The following is a 15843-nucleotide window of genomic DNA, read 5'->3' as shown; positions in this document are numbered from 1 at the left end:
CGCGCCTTATCATCGCGGCCATGTTGGCAAAACTCGTGGGATGGATATTGCTTGGCGTGGTGCGCTTGCTCACCGGCTCGCAGGCACGTTGGTATGGCTGCCCGCCCAAGGCGGAACAGCGCATCTATTTCGCGAATCACCAGAGCCATGCCGACATCGTCATGATCTGGGCCGCGCTGCCCGAGGAATTGCGCGTGATCACCCGGCCGATCGCTGCGCGCGACTACTGGGCCAACACGCCGGTCAAGCGCTGGATCACGACCGAGGTGTTCCATGCGGTGTATGTGGATCGCGGCCAGGCGGCAGCACCGCCGCCCTCGCCTCCCCCGCCGGCTGAACGGGTCGAGCCATCGATGGAGCCCGTCCAGGCGATCCAGTTGCCGCTGGTGCCGTCCGAACCCGAACCCCAAGCCGAACCCGAGGCCGTGGCCGCGGCGCCCGCCGCCGTCCTGGACAGCAGCGACCCGCTGACGCCGCTCGTCGAAGCCCTCAAGAGCGGCGACTCGATCATCATCTTTCCGGAGGGCACGCGCGGCAACACCGGCGAGCCGCAGAAGTTCAAGTCCGGCCTCTATGCGCTGGCGAAGATGTTCCCCGACGTGGTGCTGGTGCCGGCGTGGATCGACAACATCCAGCGAGTCATGCCCAAGGGTGAAGTGGTGCCTGTGCCGATCCTCTGCTCCGTGACCTTCGGCGCGCCGATGCAGGTGCAGGAAGGCGAGCAACGCCGCCCGTTCCTGGAGCGCGCCCGTGCCGCCGTGCTCGCGCTGCGCGATGTTTGAGATCGTGTGAGCGCCCCCGCCATGCCCGCGCATTCACACCTTCCGAGTTGAAGAAGCCCCGTTCATGAATCAATCCTTGCGCAGCCTGACACCGGGCCAACAGGTCGGCGCCCTGTTCCTGATCGTCTTCGGCATCCTGACCATCGTGAGCATCGCCACGCTGATCATCGGCCTGCGGGAGCGCCGCAACCATGACCGCGGCGAAGCATGGCTGCAGGACTTCAACGACTTCCGCCGCCTGCTTCGCACCAGCTGGGGCATGGCGGTGATGTTCTGGACCGGCTGGGTGCTGGGGCCCGGCTTCGCGACCTTCCTGTTCGGCCTGCTCGCGTTCCTGGCGCTGCGCGAATTCATCACGCTGTCCCCGACGCGGCGCGGCGACCACCGCAGCCTGATCCTGGCCTTCTTCGTGGTGCTGCCGCTGCAGTTCATCCTGGTGGGCACGGCGCACTTCAACCTGTTCACCGTGTTCATCCCGGTCTACGTGTTCCTGGCCATTCCCACGGCGAGCGCGCTGGCCAACGACCCGAGCCATTTCCTCGAACGCAATGCCAAGCTGCAGTGGGGCATCATGGTCTGCGTCTACGGCATGAGCCACGTGCCGGCCTTGCTGCTGCTGTCGTTCCCGGGCTTCGAGGGCAAGAGCGCGTTCCTCGTCTTCTTCCTGGTGTTCGTGGTGCAGGCCTGCATGGTGGTGCAGCACCTGATCGCGCGGCATTTCGTCTACCCGCCGGCCGAAGGCAGCAGCCAGCTGCGGCGCTGGTTGACGCGCCCACCCTTCGCGCCCAACGTGAGCCGAAGCTTCAACTGGGCCAGCTGGAGCGCGGGCATGGCCATCGGCACCGTGGTGGGCGGCCTGATGTCCTTCATCACGCCCTTCAAGTACGGACAGGCCATGGCGATGTCGCTGATCGCCTGCGTGGCGGGCTCGATGGGCCACCTCGTGATGAAGGCACTGAAGCGCGATCGTGGCATACCGCATTGGGGCCAGAAGGGCGTGGGCGTGACCGGAGCCGCCGGCCTGCTCGACCGGGTGGATGCGTTGTGCTTTGCGGCGCCGATCTTCTTTCATTCGGTGCGCTGGTATTTCGGGCTTTGAACAGGTGGTCGCCGGGAATGCGGAATCGGACTTGACCGTACGCAGAGGACGCGAAGGTTCGCGAAGGACGCGAAGGAACTCCGAAAGAGATTCTTTTCTTCTTTCTTTTGATCGTCCTCGCCGACGCCCTTGCATGGGGCAGTTCGACTACATTCCTGTGTCAATGCCTTCCTCCCCTGCATGCCGCCGTCGACCCACCCAGGGGGCACCTTGCCCTTGCTCAGATGCGCATCCTCGGCATTGATCCCGGCCTGCAGACCACCGGCTTCGGCGTGGTCGACGCGGATGGCCATTCGCTGCGCTATGTGGCCAGCGGCACCATCAGCACCAAGCACATGGTCGGCGGCGAACTGGCATTGCGGCTGAAGGTGCTGTTCGATGGCATCGGCGAGATTGCCGAGCGCTACCAGCCGACGGCTGCGGCGGTCGAGATCGTGTTCGTCAACGTCAACCCCCAATCGACATTGATGCTGGGCCAGGCGCGCGGCGCCTGCCTGACGGCGCTGGTCGTCAACAAGCTCAGCGTGGCCGAGTACACCGCGCTGCAGATGAAGCAGGCCGTCGCCGGCCATGGCAATGCGGCCAAGGCGCAAGTGCAGGAGATGGTGAAGCGGCTGTTGAACCTGCCGGGCCTGCCGGGCGCCGATGCGGCCGATGCGCTGGGCATCGCGATCACGCATGCGCATGTCGGCAGGTCGATGGAGCGCTTGGGGGCGGCGGTGACGAAAGGCTCCGGGGGCGGGTATCGGCAGGGGCGTACGCGCTGAGTTCGGACTGCGCAGCAGCAATGGCCGCGGATGCGGGATCGGACTTGACCGTACGCAGAGGACGCGAAGGCTCCGCGAAGGACGCGAAAGATTCAATTCAAAGGATAAGGAAGGGATTCCTTTCTTGGGGTTCTTTTCGCGTCCTTCGCGGAACCTTCGCGTCCTTCGCGTACGGTCAAGCTCGCAATCAAGAAGAACCTTCGATCACCTGCAAGGATTGATCAGAACCCGCGCTCCGCAATCAGCACCGCAAAGAAGCCGAACGCCGCCAGCAGCGTCCACTTGAGCACGATCCAGCCGAAGCGCCGGTACCTGGCTTGGCCGGTGCCGGCATAGAAGGCGAATGACACGCCGGCCACCAGCAGCAACAGCAGGATGGCCCAGCGAAAGAGAAGCATTGGCTGCTGGCTTGCCGGGCTACCAGGCGCGCGCGACCTCGGCGAAACCGGCGGGCGCGCGCTTCTCGTCGTCGAAGGTGACGATTTCCCAGGCCTGGGGTTGCTCCATCAAGGCGCGCAGCAGCTTGTTGTTGAGTCCATGCCCGGAGCGGAAAGCGCTGTAGGCGGCCAGCAGCGGGCGGCCAACGACGTAGAGGTCGCCCATCGCATCGAGGATCTTGTGCTTGACGAACTCGTCGTCGTAGCGCAATCCGCCGGCATTGAGCACCTTGGTGTCATCCATGACGACGGCGTTGTCGAGCCCGCCGCCCAGCGCCAGCCCCTTGCTGCGCATGTACTCGACTTCCTTGGTGAACCCGAAGGTACGCGCCCGCGCGATGTCGCGGCTGTAGGAGCCGCTGCCCAGGTCGAACTCGAAACGCTGTCCGGTCGAACTCACCACGCGATGGTCGAAGTCGATCTCGAAGCTGAGCTTGTAGCCGTGGTACGGGTCGAGCCGCGCCCACTTGGCGTCATGGTCCTTGCCCTCGTGCACCTCGACCGGGCTGATCACCCGGATGAAGCGGCGCGGCGCGGCCTGCAACACGATGCCCGCGCTTTGGAGCAGGAACACGAAAGAAGAAGCCGAGCCGTCCAGGATCGGCACCTCGTCGGCCGTGATGTCGATGCGCAGGTTGTCGATGCCCAGCCCCGCGCAGGCCGACATCAGGTGCTCGATGGTCTGCACCTTGGCGCCACCTGAGGAAATGGTCGACGCCAGCCGTGTGTCGGTCACCGCCTCCGGCGTCATCGCGATGTCCACCGGCTCAGGCAAGTCCACGCGCCGGAAGACGATGCCGGTATCCACCGGCGCCGGGCGCAGCGTGAGTTCCACGCGTTGCCCGCTGTGAAGCCCCACGCCGACCGCGCGCGTGATGGCCTTGAGGGTTCGTTGTTGCAGCACGGCCGTGATTTTAGGAGCCGCAGCCCCCGAGCGCACCACCCGTCGGGCTATCGCCCCAATAGCCGACATGCGCCCTCCCGGTACAGCCGGATAGGAAAGCGAGCGAAGCGAGGCGCCCCGAGGTCATGTGCCACCCCGGCCCGACTGATGTGGCAGTGAGCGTAGCGAGCGCCCCAAGCTCGCGCCGAGCAGCGCAGCCGTACTCCTGTACGGCGAGCAGCGCAGGTGCGAGATTGGGGCGCGCAGTAGCTCAATGCCATATCAGTCAGCTTGGCGGCGGAGGAAGGCGGGGATCTCGATGTCTTCCATGCCACCCGACGACAGCGCATCCACCTTGGCGGTCGCCGCCGTGCGATTGGTGCGCCACACGCTCGGCACCGACATGTTGTCGTACTTCGTGTTGCCGTGGCCGCCATGCCCGACCGCGCCCGTGTTGAGGGTCGGCAAGCTGAAGCCGACGTTGTCGGTGCCGGTGCGGCGGATCACCTCGAGTTCCGGCTTGCGGCTCACCCCTTGGCGCGACAGGCCGGTGGCGACCACCGTCACGCGCATCTCGTCACCCAGGTTCTCATCGTAGGCAGCGCCGTAGATCACGTGCGCATCGGCAGAGGCGTAGGCACGGATGGTGTTCATCGCAAGCTTCGATTCGGCCAGCTTCAGCGAGCCCTTCGATGCCGTCACCAGCACCAGCACGCCCTTGGCGCCCGACAGGTCGATGCCTTCGAGCAGCGGGCAGGCCACGGCCTGTTCGGCGGCGATGCGGGCGCGGTCCGGGCCGCTGGCGGCGGCCGTGCCCATCATGGCCTTCCCGGGCTCGCCCATCACGGTGCGCACGTCTTCGAAGTCGACGTTCACGCCGCCGTACTCGTTGATGATCTCCGAGATGCCGCCGACCGCGTTCTTCAGCACGTCGTTGGCATGCGCGAATGCTTCGGCCTGCGTCACGTCGTCGCCCAGCACTTCCAGCAGCTTCTCGTTCAGGATCACGATCAGCGAATCGACGTTCGCTTCCAACTCCGCCAGGCCGCTGTCGGCATTGCTCATGCGCTTGCCGCCTTCCCAGTCGAAGGGCTTGGTGACCACGCCCACGGTCAGGATGCCCATCTCCTTTGCCACGCGCGCGATCACGGGCGCCGCGCCGGTGCCGGTGCCGCCGCCCATGCCGGCCGTGATGAACAGCATGTGCGCGCCGTCGATGGCCGCGCGGATCTCGTCGAGCGCCGCCTCGGCCGCGTCACGGCCCTTGTCCGGCTTGCCGCCCGCGCCAAGGCCGTTGTTGCCGAGCTGGATCAGCTTGGGCGCATTGCTGCGCGACAGCGCCTGCGCATCGGTATTCGCGCAGGCGAACTGCACACCCTGCACACCGCGCTCGATCATGTGCGCGACTGCATTGCCGCCGCCCCCACCCACGCCGATCACCTTGATTTGCGTGCCCTGGTTGAACTCTTCCATTTCGATCATTTCGATGGTCATTTCTGACTCCTTCATTTTTTGCAGTTGCCGTTATGTGATGAATGAATTTCTTTTGTCGTCTTGCGCAGTCACCGGTGTCGCTCTATGGCGGAGGGCCTGTGCGTCGCCATCGCTCGTTGAAATGGCGCGGCGGTCCCGCGCGGGCATGGGGAACATGGGGCCTGGCCGGGTTCAGTGTGCAGGTGCGCATGATCAGAAGTTCCCCACGATGAAGTCCTTGAAGCGGCCGAACGCGGTCTTGACCGACCCGTTCTTCTGCGCGACCTTGAAGCCGCGCATGCGTGCAAAGCGCGCTTCTTCCAGCAAGCCCATCACCGTCGCGGCACGGGGCTGCGCGACCATGTCGGACAGCGCGCTCGAATACTTCGGGATGCCGCGCCGCACCGGCTTGAGGAAGATGTCCTCGCCCAGTTCCACCATGCCGGGCATGACGGCGCTGCCGCCGGTCAGCACCACGCCTGACGACAGCACTTCCTCGAAGCCCGACTCGCGCACCACCTGCTGCACCAGCGAGAAGATCTCCTCGATGCGCGGCTCGATCACGCCGGCCAGTGCCTGCTTGCTCAGCATGCGCGGCCCACGGTCGCCGAGGCCCGGCACTTCGACCTGCGTGTCCGGGTCTGCCAACAGTTGCTTGGCATAGCCGTGCTCGACCTTGATGTCCTCGGCGTCCTTGGTCGGCGTGCGCAGGGCCATCGCGATGTCGCTCGTGATCAGGTCCCCGGCAATCGGGATCACGGCCGTGTGGCGGATCGCGCCGTTGGTGAAGATCGCCACGTCGGTGGTGCCAGCGCCGATGTCGACCAGGCACACGCCGAGTTCGCGCTCGTCCTCGCTCAGCACCGCCTGCGCCGAGGCCAGCGGGTTCAGCATCAGCTGGTCCACTTCCAGGCCGCAGCGGCGCACGCACTTGATGATGTTCTCGGCCGCGCTCTGGGCGCCGGTCACGATGTGCACCTTGGCTTCCAGGCGCATGCCGCTCATGCCGATCGGCTCCTTCACGTCCTGGCCGTCGATCACGAACTCCTGCGGCTCCACCAGCAGCAGCCGCTGGTCGCTGGAGATGTTGATGGCGCGGGCCGTCTCCACTACGCGGGCCACATCGGCGGGGGTGACTTCCTTGTCCTTCACCGCCACCATGCCGCTCGAATTGATGCCGCGGATGTGGCTGCCGGTGATGCCGGTGTAGACGCGGCCGATCTTGCAGTCGGCCATCAGCTCGGCCTCCTTGAGCGCCTGCTGGATGCTCTGCACGGTGGCGTCGATGTTCACCACCACGCCGCGCTTCAGGCCATTGCTCGGCGCCACGCCGAGGCCAGCCAGCTTCAGTTCGCCATTGGGCAGCACCTCGGCCACGACCACCATTACCTTGGCAGTTCCGATATCGAGTCCGACGACAAGGTCTTTGTATTCTTTGGGCATGAAAAGTCCTTGGGTTCTCTATTTCTTCTTGGGGTCGGGTTTCTTGGGATCGTTGACGACCGTGGTGACGCCGCGCATGCGCAGTGCGTAGGCATCGCGGTGCCGCAGGTCGGCAGCTTCAACGTACGACAGGTTGCGGCCGTATTGCTGGGCCACTGCCGTCACGGATTTCAGGAACACCTGCAGGCGCAACGCGACCTGGTCGGCCTGGCCGCGACCGAGTTCGATGATGGCGCCGGTGCTGAGCACCACCTTCCAGCTGCCGCGTCCGGACAGTTCCAGTTCGTCGATCTGCAATTCATAGGGCTGGAAGATCGGCACGAGCACGCGGTACATGCCGAGCACCTGGCCGGCCTGGTCGACCGGGCCGTCGAGCCGCGGCAGTTCGTCGTCGACCTCGGCCACGTTGGCTTCGAAGACTTCGCCGAAGTTGTTGACCAGCCTGGACGTGGATTCGTCGCCCCAATGCGCCACCGGCACCTGCTCGGTCAGCGTGGCGCGCAGGCGGTTCGGGAATTCGCGCCGCACCACGGCCTTGCGCACCCATGGCACCGACTCGAAGGCCGCGCGCGCCTTGGCCAGGTCGACGGTGAAGAAGTTGCCTGACAGTTGCGGCGCGACATTGGCCCGCAAGGTGATCTCGTTGTTGTGGGTCACCTGGCCGTCCACGCGGATCGCGGCCAACGGGAAGAACGGTTGCCGCAGCACCCACCAGGCCCCGGCGGCCAGCAGCACGAGCGCACACACCACGAACACCAGGTTCGCGGTGATGTTCATGAGCCTGACGTCGAAGGGGACGGCGATGCTGTCGGCCATGTCAGTTCCCCGCGCTCCGCGCCGTTGCGCCATCGCTGCCCGCCGAGGGAGCGTTGGCGTCGCGCCCGGCCGACGAATCCAGCGCGGCCGAGGCCAGCACGCGCAGGCACAGGTCCTCGTAGCTGGTGCCTGCCGCGCGCGCCGACATAGGCACCAGCGAGTGGCTGGTCATGCCGGGCGAGGTGTTCATCTCGAGCAGGAAGGGCTTGCGGTCGCTGGCGCGGATCATCAGGTCCGCGCGGCCCCATCCGCGGCAGCCGAGCGTGTGGTACGCGGCCAGCGTGATGTGCTGGATGGCGCGCTCTTCCGCTTCCGGCAGGCCGCTCGGGCAGTGGTACTTCACGTCGTCGGTGAAGTACTTGTTCTGGTAGTCGTAGGCGCCTTCGGGCGCGGCGATGCGCACCACCGGCAGGGCCACGGCCTGCAGCCCCTGGCCGAGCACGGCGCAGGTCACTTCCTCGCCCTCGATGAACTCCTCGCAGAGCACATCGGCGTCGTACTTCGCGGACAGCGCGACCGCGTCCTGCATCTCTGAATAGCCCTGCACCTTGGTCACGCCAATCGACGAGCCTTCTCGCGGCGGCTTGACGATGAGCGGCAGGCCCAGCACGTCCGGCACGGCGCGGATCTGCTCGCGGCTTTGCTGGTCGTGCGCGAGGCGCACGTACTTGGGCGTGGGCAAGCCATCGGCCTGCCACAGGCGCTTGGTCATGACCTTGTCCATGGCCAGGCTCGAAGCCAGCACGCCGGAGCCGGTATAGGGAATGCCGAGCAGTTCGAGCGCGCCTTGCACGGTGCCGTCCTCGCCGTGGCGGCCATGCAGCGCGACGAAGCAGCGTGCGAAGCCCTCGCGCCTCAGGTCGGCCAGGTCGCGCTGCGCCGGATCGAAGGCATGCGCATCGACGCCGCGCGAGCGCAGCGCCTCCAGCACGCCATTGCCCGACAGCAGCGAGATTTCCCGCTCGGCAGAACTGCCGCCGAACAGCACGGCCACCTTGCCCAGTGATTTCACATCGACGCTCACAATGCCCGCCCCTCGCGCGTGAAGCGCTCCGCTTTTTGCGACGCCGCGCCGCCGAGTTCCACGACCCGGGCCGGCACGGCGCCAATCGAACCTGCACCCATGCAGATCACCACATCGCCATCGCGCGCGTTGTCGAGAATGGCCTGCGGCATCGCGCCGATGTCATCCACGAAAACGGGCTCCACCTTGCCGGCCACGCGCAGTGCGCGCGCCAGCGAACGACCATCGGCGGCCACGATCGGCTGCTCGCCGGCCGCGTAGACCTCGCCGAGCAGCACCGCGTCAGCGGTACCGATGACCTTGACGAAATCCTCGAAGCAGTCGCGCGTGCGGGTGAAGCGATGCGGCTGGAAGGCCAGCACCAGCCGACGGCCCGGGAACGCGCCGCGCGCCGCGGCGATCGTGGCCGCCATCTCGACCGGGTGATGGCCGTAGTCGTCGATCAGCGTGAAGCCACCTTCAGCCTGCTTGCCCCGCACAGCGACTTCGCCGTAGCGCTGGAAGCGGCGGCCCACGCCGGTGAATTCGGCCAGCCCGCGCTGCACGGCTTCGTCGGGGACATTGAGCTCGACGCCCACCGCGATCACCGACAGCGCATTGAGCACGTTGTGCTCGCCGGGCAGGTTCAGCACGATGTCCAGATCGGGCAGGGTGACGCCGTTGCGGCGCTGCACCGTGAAGTGCATCTGCCCGCCCACCGCGCGCACGTTGATGGCACGCACCTGCGCGCCTTCGTTGAAGCCGTAGCTCGTGACCGGGCACGACACCTCCGGCACGATGTCGCGCACCGCCGGATCGTCGGTGCACAGGATCGCGACGCCGTAGAACGGCATGCGATGCAGGAAGTCGACGAAGGCCTTCTTCAGTTTGCCGAAGTCGTGGCCATAGGTCTCCATGTGGTCGGCGTCGATGTTCGTGACCACGGCCATGACGGGCAGCAGGTTCAGGAACGAGGCGTCCGACTCATCGGCTTCGACCACGATGTAGTCGCCGCTGCCCAGTTGTGCATTGGCGCCCGCGCTGTTGAGGCGGCCGCCGATGACAAAGGTCGGGTCCAGACCCGCGGCGGCGAGCACGCTGGCCACCAGGCTGGTGGTGGTCGTCTTGCCATGCGTGCCGGCGATGGCGATGCCCTGCTTGAGGCGCATCAGCTCGGCCAGCATCATGGCGCGCGGCACCACCGGGATCTTCCTGGCACGCGCCGCCACCACCTCCGGATTGCTGCCGCCCTGCACGGCCGTCGAGGTGACGACCGCATCGGCCCCCGCGATGTTGGCCGCGTCGTGGCCCACATGGGTGCGAATGCCGAGGCCCGCGAGCCGGCGCAGCGTGGCGCTGTCGGACAGGTCGGAGCCCGAGATCGTGTAGCCGAGGTTGAGCAGCACCTCGGCGATGCCGCTCATGCCGACGCCGCCGATGCCGACGAAGTGGATGTGGTGAATCGCATGCTTCATCTGGCGAGCTCCTCACACGCGCGGACGACTTCGTCGACCGCTTCTGTTTTCTTCATCGTGGCCGACTTGAGGGCCCGTGCGACCAGTTCGTCGCGTGATGTCTTCTGTAGCAAATCAGCCAACCATTCAGGCGTCAGTTCGGTCTGCTGCACCAGCCATCCGCCGCCCGCATCGACGAGGAAGCGGGCGTTGGTGGTCTGGTGGTCGTCGACCGCCGAGGGAAAAGGAACAAACAGCGTGGCAGCGCCCACGGCTGCGATTTCAGTGACGGTGCTGGCGCCGGCGCGCGCGACGATGAGGTCGGCTTCCGCATAGGCGCTCGCGGTGTCCTCGATGAAGGGCGTCAGCTTGCCTTCGACGCCGGCCGCCGCGTAGTTGGCGCGCAACTCGTCGATCTGCTTGCTGCCGGCCTGGTGGGTGACGACGGGACGCAGCGCGGGGGCGATCAAGGCGAGCGCCTTGGGCACCACCGCGTTGAGCGCCTTCGCGCCGAGGCTGCCGCCGACCACGAGCAAGCTGAGCGGCCCGCTGCGTCCGGCAAAGCGTTCTTGCGGGCCCGGTTGCGACAGGAATGCGGCGCGCAACGGATTGCCCACCCACTTCGCGTTCTTCAGCACATCGGGGAACGCGCTGAACACGCGGTCTGCCACGCTCGCGAGCACCTTGTTGGCCATGCCCGCGACCGAGTTCTGTTCATGCAACACCAGCGGCTTGCCGAGCAGCACACTCATCATGCCGCCGGGGAAGGTGATGTAGCCGCCAAGGCCGATGACCACGTCGGGCTTCACGCGGCGCACGACCGCGATGCTCTGCATGAACGCACGCAGCAGCTTGAGCGGCAGCATCACCAGCGTCATCGGCCCCTTGCCACGCACGCCGCCGAACTGCACCGGCTCGAAGGCGAATCCGCGCGGCGGCACCAGTTGCTGCTCCATGCTGCCGGGGGCGCCAAGCCAGTGCACGCGCCAGCCGCGGGTGCGCAGCTCCTCGGCCACGGCCAGGCCCGGGAAGATGTGCCCGCCCGTGCCGCCTGCCATGACCAGCGCTGTTTTCATACGCGCCCACCTCGCATGAGGACGCGGTTCTCGTAGTCGATGCGCAGCACCACCGCTAGCGCAATGAGGTTCAACAGGATGGCCGATCCGCCAAAGCTCATCAGCGGCAGCGTCAGCCCCTTGGTCGGCAATGCGCCCAGGTTCACGCCCATGTTGATGAAGGTCTGGAAGCCGATCCAGATACCGATGCCTTGCGCGACCAGCCCCGAGAACACGCGGTCCAGCGCGATGGCCTGGCGGCCGATGTGCATGATGCGGCGGGTGAGCCAGAAGAACAGCACGATGGCCAGCAGCACGCCGACCAGGCCGAACTCCTCGCCGATCACGGCCATCAGGAAGTCGGTGTGCGCCTCGGGCAGCCAGTGCAGCTTCTCGACGCTGCCGCCAAGGCCCACGCCGAACACCTCGCCGCGCCCGATGGCGATGAGCGAGTGCGACAGCTGGTAGCCCTTGCCGAGCGCGTTGTTCTCGCCGAACGGATCGAGGTACGCGAAGATGCGCTCGCGGCGCCACGGCGAAGAGGCCACGATCATGCCGAAGGCCACCACCACCAGCATGGCGATCACGAAGAACATGCGCGCATTCACGCCACCCAGGAACAGGATGCCCATCGCGATCACGGCGATCACCATGAAGGCGCCCATGTCCGGCTCGGCCAGCAGCAGCATGCCGACCACCACCACCGCCACGCCCATCGGCAGCACGGCGCGGAAGAAGCGCTCCTTGATCTCCATCTTGCGCACCATGTAGCTGGCCGCATAGAGCACCATCGCCAGCTTGGCGAGCTCGGAAGGCTGGAAGCTCATGAAGCCCAGTGGAATCCAGCGGCGCGCGCCATTGACGCTGCGGCCCACATGCGGAATCAACACGGCCACCAGCAGCAGCAGGGAGGCGATGAACAGCCAGGGCGCCGCGCGCTCCCACGTCTTCATCGGCACCTGGAAGGCCAGCAGCGCGGCCACGAAGGCGACGCCGAGGAACAACGCATGCCGCAGCACGAAGTAATACTGGCTGTAGTTCATGCGCGAGAAGCGCGGGTTGTCGCCCAGGGCGATGGAAGCCGAATAGACCATCACCAGCCCCCATATCAGCAGCGCCAGCGTGACCCACAGCAGGGCCTGGTCGAAGCCGAGCACGCGCATCGGCGTGGCCTTGGTCTGCGAGATGTCAGTGCCGCCGAGGCGCACCGGCAGGTGCATCGGCAACGCGTCGATGCCCGACTTGGCACGGCGGAACAAGCCGCTGAAGCGGCCGCCTTCGCGCGGGGTGTTCGGGGTGTTGGACACGGCCTGGTTCATTCGCCGTCTCCATCCGCAGGCGCATTCGCGAGTTCTTCCACGGCCTCGCAGAACACGGCCGCGCGGTGCGCGTAGTCCTTGAACATGTCGAAGCTGGCGCAGGCCGGCGACAGCAGCACGGCATCGCCGTGGTGGGCCCGCTTCGCGGCCGCGCGCACCGCTTCTTCCATCGACCCGGCATGCACCAGCGAGACGCCCGTGCCCGCCAGTGCCTCCTCGATGATGGGCGCGTCACGGCCAATGAGCACGACGGCGCGCGCGTATTGCCGCACGGGCGCGGCCAGCGGCGAGAAGTCCTGCCCCTTGCCCTCGCCGCCGAGGATGAGGACGATGCGCCGGTCGACGCCCAGCCCGATGAGCGCCGCCACGGTGGCGCCGACGTTGGTGCCCTTGCTGTCGTCGAAGTACTCGACCTCGTCGACGATGTGGACCGGTTCCACGCGATGCGGCTCGCCGCTGTATTCACGCAAGCCGTAGAGCATCGGGCCCAGCGGGCAGCCGGCGGCGCTTGCCAGTGCCAGCGCGGCCAGCGCATTGAGCGCGTTGTGCTGGCCGCGAATGCGCAAGGCGTTGGCCGGCAGCAGGCGCTGCACGAAGATCTCTTCTTCCTGCACGGCGCCGCGCTTGCGCTTCTGGGTCTCGTCAGCCTCCAACGCGCGCACCAGCCAGGCCATGCCGTTCACACGCTCGATGCCGAAGTCGCCCGGGCGCAGCGGCATGCCGGCGCCGAAGCTGATGTAGCTGCGATGTTGCGGGCGTTGCAGCTTCACGCGCACCGGCGCGGGCAGCATGCGCATGACGGCATCGTCGTCGCGGTTCAGGACCAGCAGGCCCTTGCTGCCGAAGATGCGTGCCTTGGCCGCGCCATAGGCGGCCATGTCGCCGTGCCAGTCGAGGTGGTCCTGCGTCAGGTTCAGCACCGTGGCGGCCGTGGGCTCGAAGCCCTGCACGCCGTCGAGCTGGAAGCTGGACAACTCCAGCACCCAGACATCCGGCAGCGTGTCGGTGTCGATGTGCGCACTCAGGGTGTCCAGCAGCGTCGGACCGATGTTGCCGGCGACCGCGACGGTCTTGCCCGCGCGTTCGACCAACTGGCCGGTGAGCGAGGTGACGGTGGTCTTGCCGTTGGTGCCAGTGATGGCGAGGACCGAGGGCGTGTAGCCCTTGGCCGGCAACGGTTCTGCCGCGAGCACGGGCCGCGGCGATTCTTCCTCGGGCACGGCAAGTGCGACGGGGACGGAGAGTTCGGCGATGCGTGCAACGAACTCGGCCGCTTCCTTTGCCGCGGTGCGGACGTAGGGCTTGCCGGGCTGGTGCGTCGGCGCGGTGATCGGTGGCGCAGGAGGCTCGCTGGACCCGGGTGTGCCTTCGGCCGCCCCATACGTGGGTGCAGTTGGCACCGTCGAGGTCTCAGCAGGCACGCCGGACCTGGTGTCGTCCTGCGGCGCTTCTTCGCCGTGTTCCGCGTCGGCGACCGACTCAAGGCTTGCGACCGCCGTTGCGGTGGCGGTCTTCGCTTCAGGGAGCGGCTCCGGGCCGGTGTCGGCCGACAGGGCGATGGGCTCCGCTTCGATGTCCGTCATGCCCGCCGGTTCGGGCTGCGTGTCGACGGCGACCGCTTCATCAGCAGGCAGCGGTTCGACCGCAGGCGGCGCCTGTGTCGCTTCACTGGGCGATGCGACCGAAGCGACGGGCTCCACTGCATCAAAAGGCAGGTCCGCCTGAACTTCCGCTTCAGTAGTCGATGCCTGTTCCACAACCACCGGCACATCCACCGTCCGCAGGTCCAGCAGCGCCCGCGCGAACAGGTCCAGCTCTCCAACGACGGACAGTCCCACCGCACGCGCCGCATCCACGACCGGCGCAATGGTCGCTGGCGACAACCCCGGCGAGCGATACACCGCACGAATGGCGCTGCCTTCCACCAGCGCCGCCGTGAAGGCTCCGCCGACGAAAGCCACGCCGGGCAATTCTTCCTGCAGCTTGGCCAACTGCGCCGGCGACTCGCGCGTATCCGCCACGGTCACGACCGCGCCGTGGCGCACGCACCAGCGCGCCATCGCCAACCCCGAGGCGCCAAGGCCGAGGATCAGGACGGGCAGGTCTTTGAGATGCTTCACGCTCGCCTCACCTCAGCTTCAGCGTGGACAGGCCCACGAGGCACAGCAGCATCGTGATGATCCAGAAGCGCACGACCACCTGCGTCTCGCGCCAGCCGCTCTTCTCGAAGTGGTGGTGCAGCGGCGCCATCTTCAGGATGCGCCGGCCCTCGCCGAATCGCTTCTTCGTGTACTTGAAGTAGCTGACCTGCATCATCACGGAGATCGCCTCCACCACGAAGATGCCGCCCATCACGAAGAACACGATCTCCTGCCGCACGATCACGGCGATGGTGCCGAGCGCGCCGCCCAGCGCGAGCGCGCCCACGTCGCCCATGAACACCTGCGCCGGATGCGTGTTGAACCAGAGGAATGCGAGGCCCGCGCCCGCCATCGCCGAGCAGAACACCAGCAACTCGCCCGAGCCAGGAATGTGCGGGAAGAACAGGTAACGCGAATACACCACGCTGCCCGTCACGTACGCGAAAACGCCCAGCGCCGAGCCCACCATCACCACCGGCATGATCGCCAGCCCATCGAGCCCGTCGGTGAGGTTGACCGCATTGCTCGCGCCCACGATGACCAGGTAGGTGAGGATGACGAAGCCGATGCCGCCGAGCGGATAGCTGATCTCCTTGAAGAAGGGCACCAGCAGGTTGGTCTTCGGCGGAAAGTTGAGGTCGAATCCGGAGCGCACCCAGGCATAGAACAGCTGCAGCACGCGCCAGTTGGAACTCTCCGAGATGCTGAACAGCAGGTAGAACGCGGCCAGCAGGCCGACCACGGACATCCACATGTACTTCTCGCGCGAGCGCATGCCTTCCGGGTCCTTGCGCACCACCTTGCGCCAGTCGTCGACCCAGCCGATCGCACCGAAACCCAGCGTCACGAACAGCACGATCCAGACGAAGCGATTCGACAGGTCGAACCAGAGCAACGTCGCCAGCACGATCGAGAACAGCACCAGCACGCCGCCCATGGTCGGCGTGCCGCTCTTGCTCAGGTGCGTCTCCATGCCGTAGCCGCGCACCGGCTGGCCGATCTTCAGCGCGGCCAGCCGGCGGATCACGAAGGGGCCAGCAGCCAGCCCCACGACGAGCGCCGTCATCGATGCCCCCAGCGCACGGAAGGTGAGGTACTGGAACACGCGCAGGAACCCGAACTCGGGCGTGAGCGTTTGCAGCCACTGGGCGAGGCTCAGCAGCATGTGTTG

Annotated in this window: 14 protein-coding genes; 3 read left to right on the top strand and 11 right to left on the bottom strand. The window is 66.7% G+C overall.

Annotated elements, in window-relative coordinates:
* Positions 1-20: 20 nt before the first annotated feature.
* The 3 genes from HCU76_RS17895 to ruvC all read left to right on the top strand — a co-directional run bounded on the left by HCU76_RS17895 (position 21) and on the right by ruvC (position 2648).
* Entirely contained in the window at positions 21-782 is a 762-nt protein-coding gene (locus HCU76_RS17895; protein ID WP_218510190.1) for a 1-acyl-sn-glycerol-3-phosphate acyltransferase, read from the top strand.
* 64 nt (positions 783-846) lie between these two features.
* Positions 847-1881 carry a phosphatidate cytidylyltransferase gene (locus HCU76_RS17890; protein ID WP_213952953.1) on the top strand — a complete coding sequence of 345 codons (1035 nt, stop codon included), beginning with the start codon at positions 847-849 and terminating at the stop codon, positions 1879-1881.
* Between the two features lie 224 nt (positions 1882-2105).
* A complete protein-coding gene (gene ruvC, locus HCU76_RS17885) occupies positions 2106-2648 on the top strand; it encodes a crossover junction endodeoxyribonuclease RuvC (RefSeq protein WP_213952952.1) in 543 nt (180 codons plus the stop codon).
* A 221-nt stretch (positions 2649-2869) separates the two neighbouring features.
* Here the strand turns inward: ruvC and HCU76_RS17880 are convergent, their stop codons facing one another.
* The 11 genes from HCU76_RS17880 to mraY all read right to left on the bottom strand — a co-directional run bounded on the left by HCU76_RS17880 (position 2870) and on the right by mraY (position 15837).
* Positions 2870-3046 (bottom strand): hypothetical protein, encoded by a 177-nt coding sequence (locus HCU76_RS17880; protein WP_213952951.1) that lies wholly within the window; start codon positions 3044-3046, stop codon positions 2870-2872.
* 19 nt (positions 3047-3065) lie between these two features.
* Positions 3066-3989: a UDP-3-O-acyl-N-acetylglucosamine deacetylase gene (gene lpxC / locus HCU76_RS17875; protein WP_213952950.1), complete on the bottom strand. Its 924-nt coding sequence runs from the start codon at positions 3987-3989 to the stop codon at positions 3066-3068.
* A gap of 261 nt (positions 3990-4250) precedes the next feature.
* Complete coding sequence (gene ftsZ, locus HCU76_RS17870) at positions 4251-5462, bottom strand: cell division protein FtsZ (protein ID WP_213952949.1); 1212 nt, start codon at positions 5460-5462, stop codon at positions 4251-4253.
* A 192-nt stretch (positions 5463-5654) separates the two neighbouring features.
* A complete protein-coding gene (ftsA, locus tag HCU76_RS17865; protein ID WP_213952948.1) occupies positions 5655-6884 on the bottom strand; it encodes a cell division protein FtsA in 1230 nt (409 codons plus the stop codon).
* An 18-nt stretch (positions 6885-6902) separates the two neighbouring features.
* Complete coding sequence (locus HCU76_RS17860) at positions 6903-7700, bottom strand: cell division protein FtsQ/DivIB (RefSeq protein ID WP_213952947.1); 798 nt, start codon at positions 7698-7700, stop codon at positions 6903-6905.
* 1 nt (position 7701) lies between these two features.
* Positions 7702-8712 carry a D-alanine--D-alanine ligase gene (locus HCU76_RS17855; protein WP_345944606.1) on the bottom strand — a complete coding sequence of 337 codons (1011 nt, stop codon included), beginning with the start codon at positions 8710-8712 and terminating at the stop codon, positions 7702-7704.
* Positions 8713-8720: 8 nt separating this feature from the next.
* Positions 8721-10178 (bottom strand): UDP-N-acetylmuramate--L-alanine ligase, encoded by a 1458-nt coding sequence (murC, locus tag HCU76_RS17850; RefSeq protein ID WP_218510189.1) that lies wholly within the window; start codon positions 10176-10178, stop codon positions 8721-8723.
* Complete coding sequence (gene murG, locus HCU76_RS17845) at positions 10175-11233, bottom strand: undecaprenyldiphospho-muramoylpentapeptide beta-N-acetylglucosaminyltransferase (RefSeq protein WP_218510188.1); 1059 nt, start codon at positions 11231-11233, stop codon at positions 10175-10177. Before murG ends, murC begins: the two co-directional genes overlap by 4 nt.
* Positions 11230-12531 carry a putative lipid II flippase FtsW gene (ftsW, locus tag HCU76_RS17840; protein WP_218510187.1) on the bottom strand — a complete coding sequence of 434 codons (1302 nt, stop codon included), beginning with the start codon at positions 12529-12531 and terminating at the stop codon, positions 11230-11232. The genes murG and ftsW overlap by 4 nt, the downstream gene beginning before the upstream one ends.
* Positions 12528-14651, bottom strand: a complete 2124-nt coding sequence (gene murD, locus HCU76_RS17835; protein ID WP_371319849.1) for a UDP-N-acetylmuramoyl-L-alanine--D-glutamate ligase — start codon at positions 14649-14651, stop codon at positions 12528-12530. The genes ftsW and murD overlap by 4 nt, the downstream gene beginning before the upstream one ends.
* 7 nt (positions 14652-14658) lie before the next feature.
* Positions 14659-15837 (bottom strand): phospho-N-acetylmuramoyl-pentapeptide-transferase, encoded by a 1179-nt coding sequence (mraY, locus tag HCU76_RS17830; RefSeq protein WP_213952943.1) that lies wholly within the window; start codon positions 15835-15837, stop codon positions 14659-14661.
* Positions 15838-15843 lie beyond the last annotated feature (6 nt).

This window comes from Variovorax sp. dw_308 (assembly GCF_019207085.1).
In the GTDB taxonomy this organism is placed as follows: domain Bacteria; phylum Pseudomonadota; class Gammaproteobacteria; order Burkholderiales; family Burkholderiaceae_C; genus Variovorax.
Note: the sequence above shows the minus strand (reverse complement) of the source record. Positions and strands in the feature narration are given on the sequence as shown.

Bases quoted from the DNA above. Each gene is read 5' to 3' on its own strand.
- HCU76_RS17895 (WP_218510190.1), top strand. From the start codon at position 21: ATGTTGGCAAAACTCGTGGGATGGATATTGCTTGGCGTGGTGCGCTTG.
- HCU76_RS17890 (WP_213952953.1), top strand. From the start codon at position 847: ATGAATCAATCCTTGCGCAGCCTGACACCGGGCCAACAGGTCGGCGCC.
- ruvC (WP_213952952.1), top strand. From the start codon at position 2,106: ATGCGCATCCTCGGCATTGATCCCGGCCTGCAGACCACCGGCTTCGGC.
- HCU76_RS17880 (WP_213952951.1), bottom strand. From the start codon at position 3,046: ATGCTTCTCTTTCGCTGGGCCATCCTGCTGTTGCTGCTGGTGGCCGGC.
- ftsZ (WP_213952949.1), bottom strand. From the start codon at position 5,462: ATGACCATCGAAATGATCGAAATGGAAGAGTTCAACCAGGGCACGCAA.
- ftsA (WP_213952948.1), bottom strand. From the start codon at position 6,884: ATGCCCAAAGAATACAAAGACCTTGTCGTCGGACTCGATATCGGAACT.
- HCU76_RS17860 (WP_213952947.1), bottom strand. From the start codon at position 7,700: ATGGCCGACAGCATCGCCGTCCCCTTCGACGTCAGGCTCATGAACATC.
- murC (WP_218510189.1), bottom strand. From the start codon at position 10,178: ATGAAGCATGCGATTCACCACATCCACTTCGTCGGCATCGGCGGCGTC.
- murG (WP_218510188.1), bottom strand. From the start codon at position 11,233: ATGAAAACAGCGCTGGTCATGGCAGGCGGCACGGGCGGGCACATCTTC.
- ftsW (WP_218510187.1), bottom strand. From the start codon at position 12,531: ATGAACCAGGCCGTGTCCAACACCCCGAACACCCCGCGCGAAGGCGGC.
- mraY (WP_213952943.1), bottom strand. From the start codon at position 15,837: ATGCTGCTGAGCCTCGCCCAGTGGCTGCAAACGCTCACGCCCGAGTTC.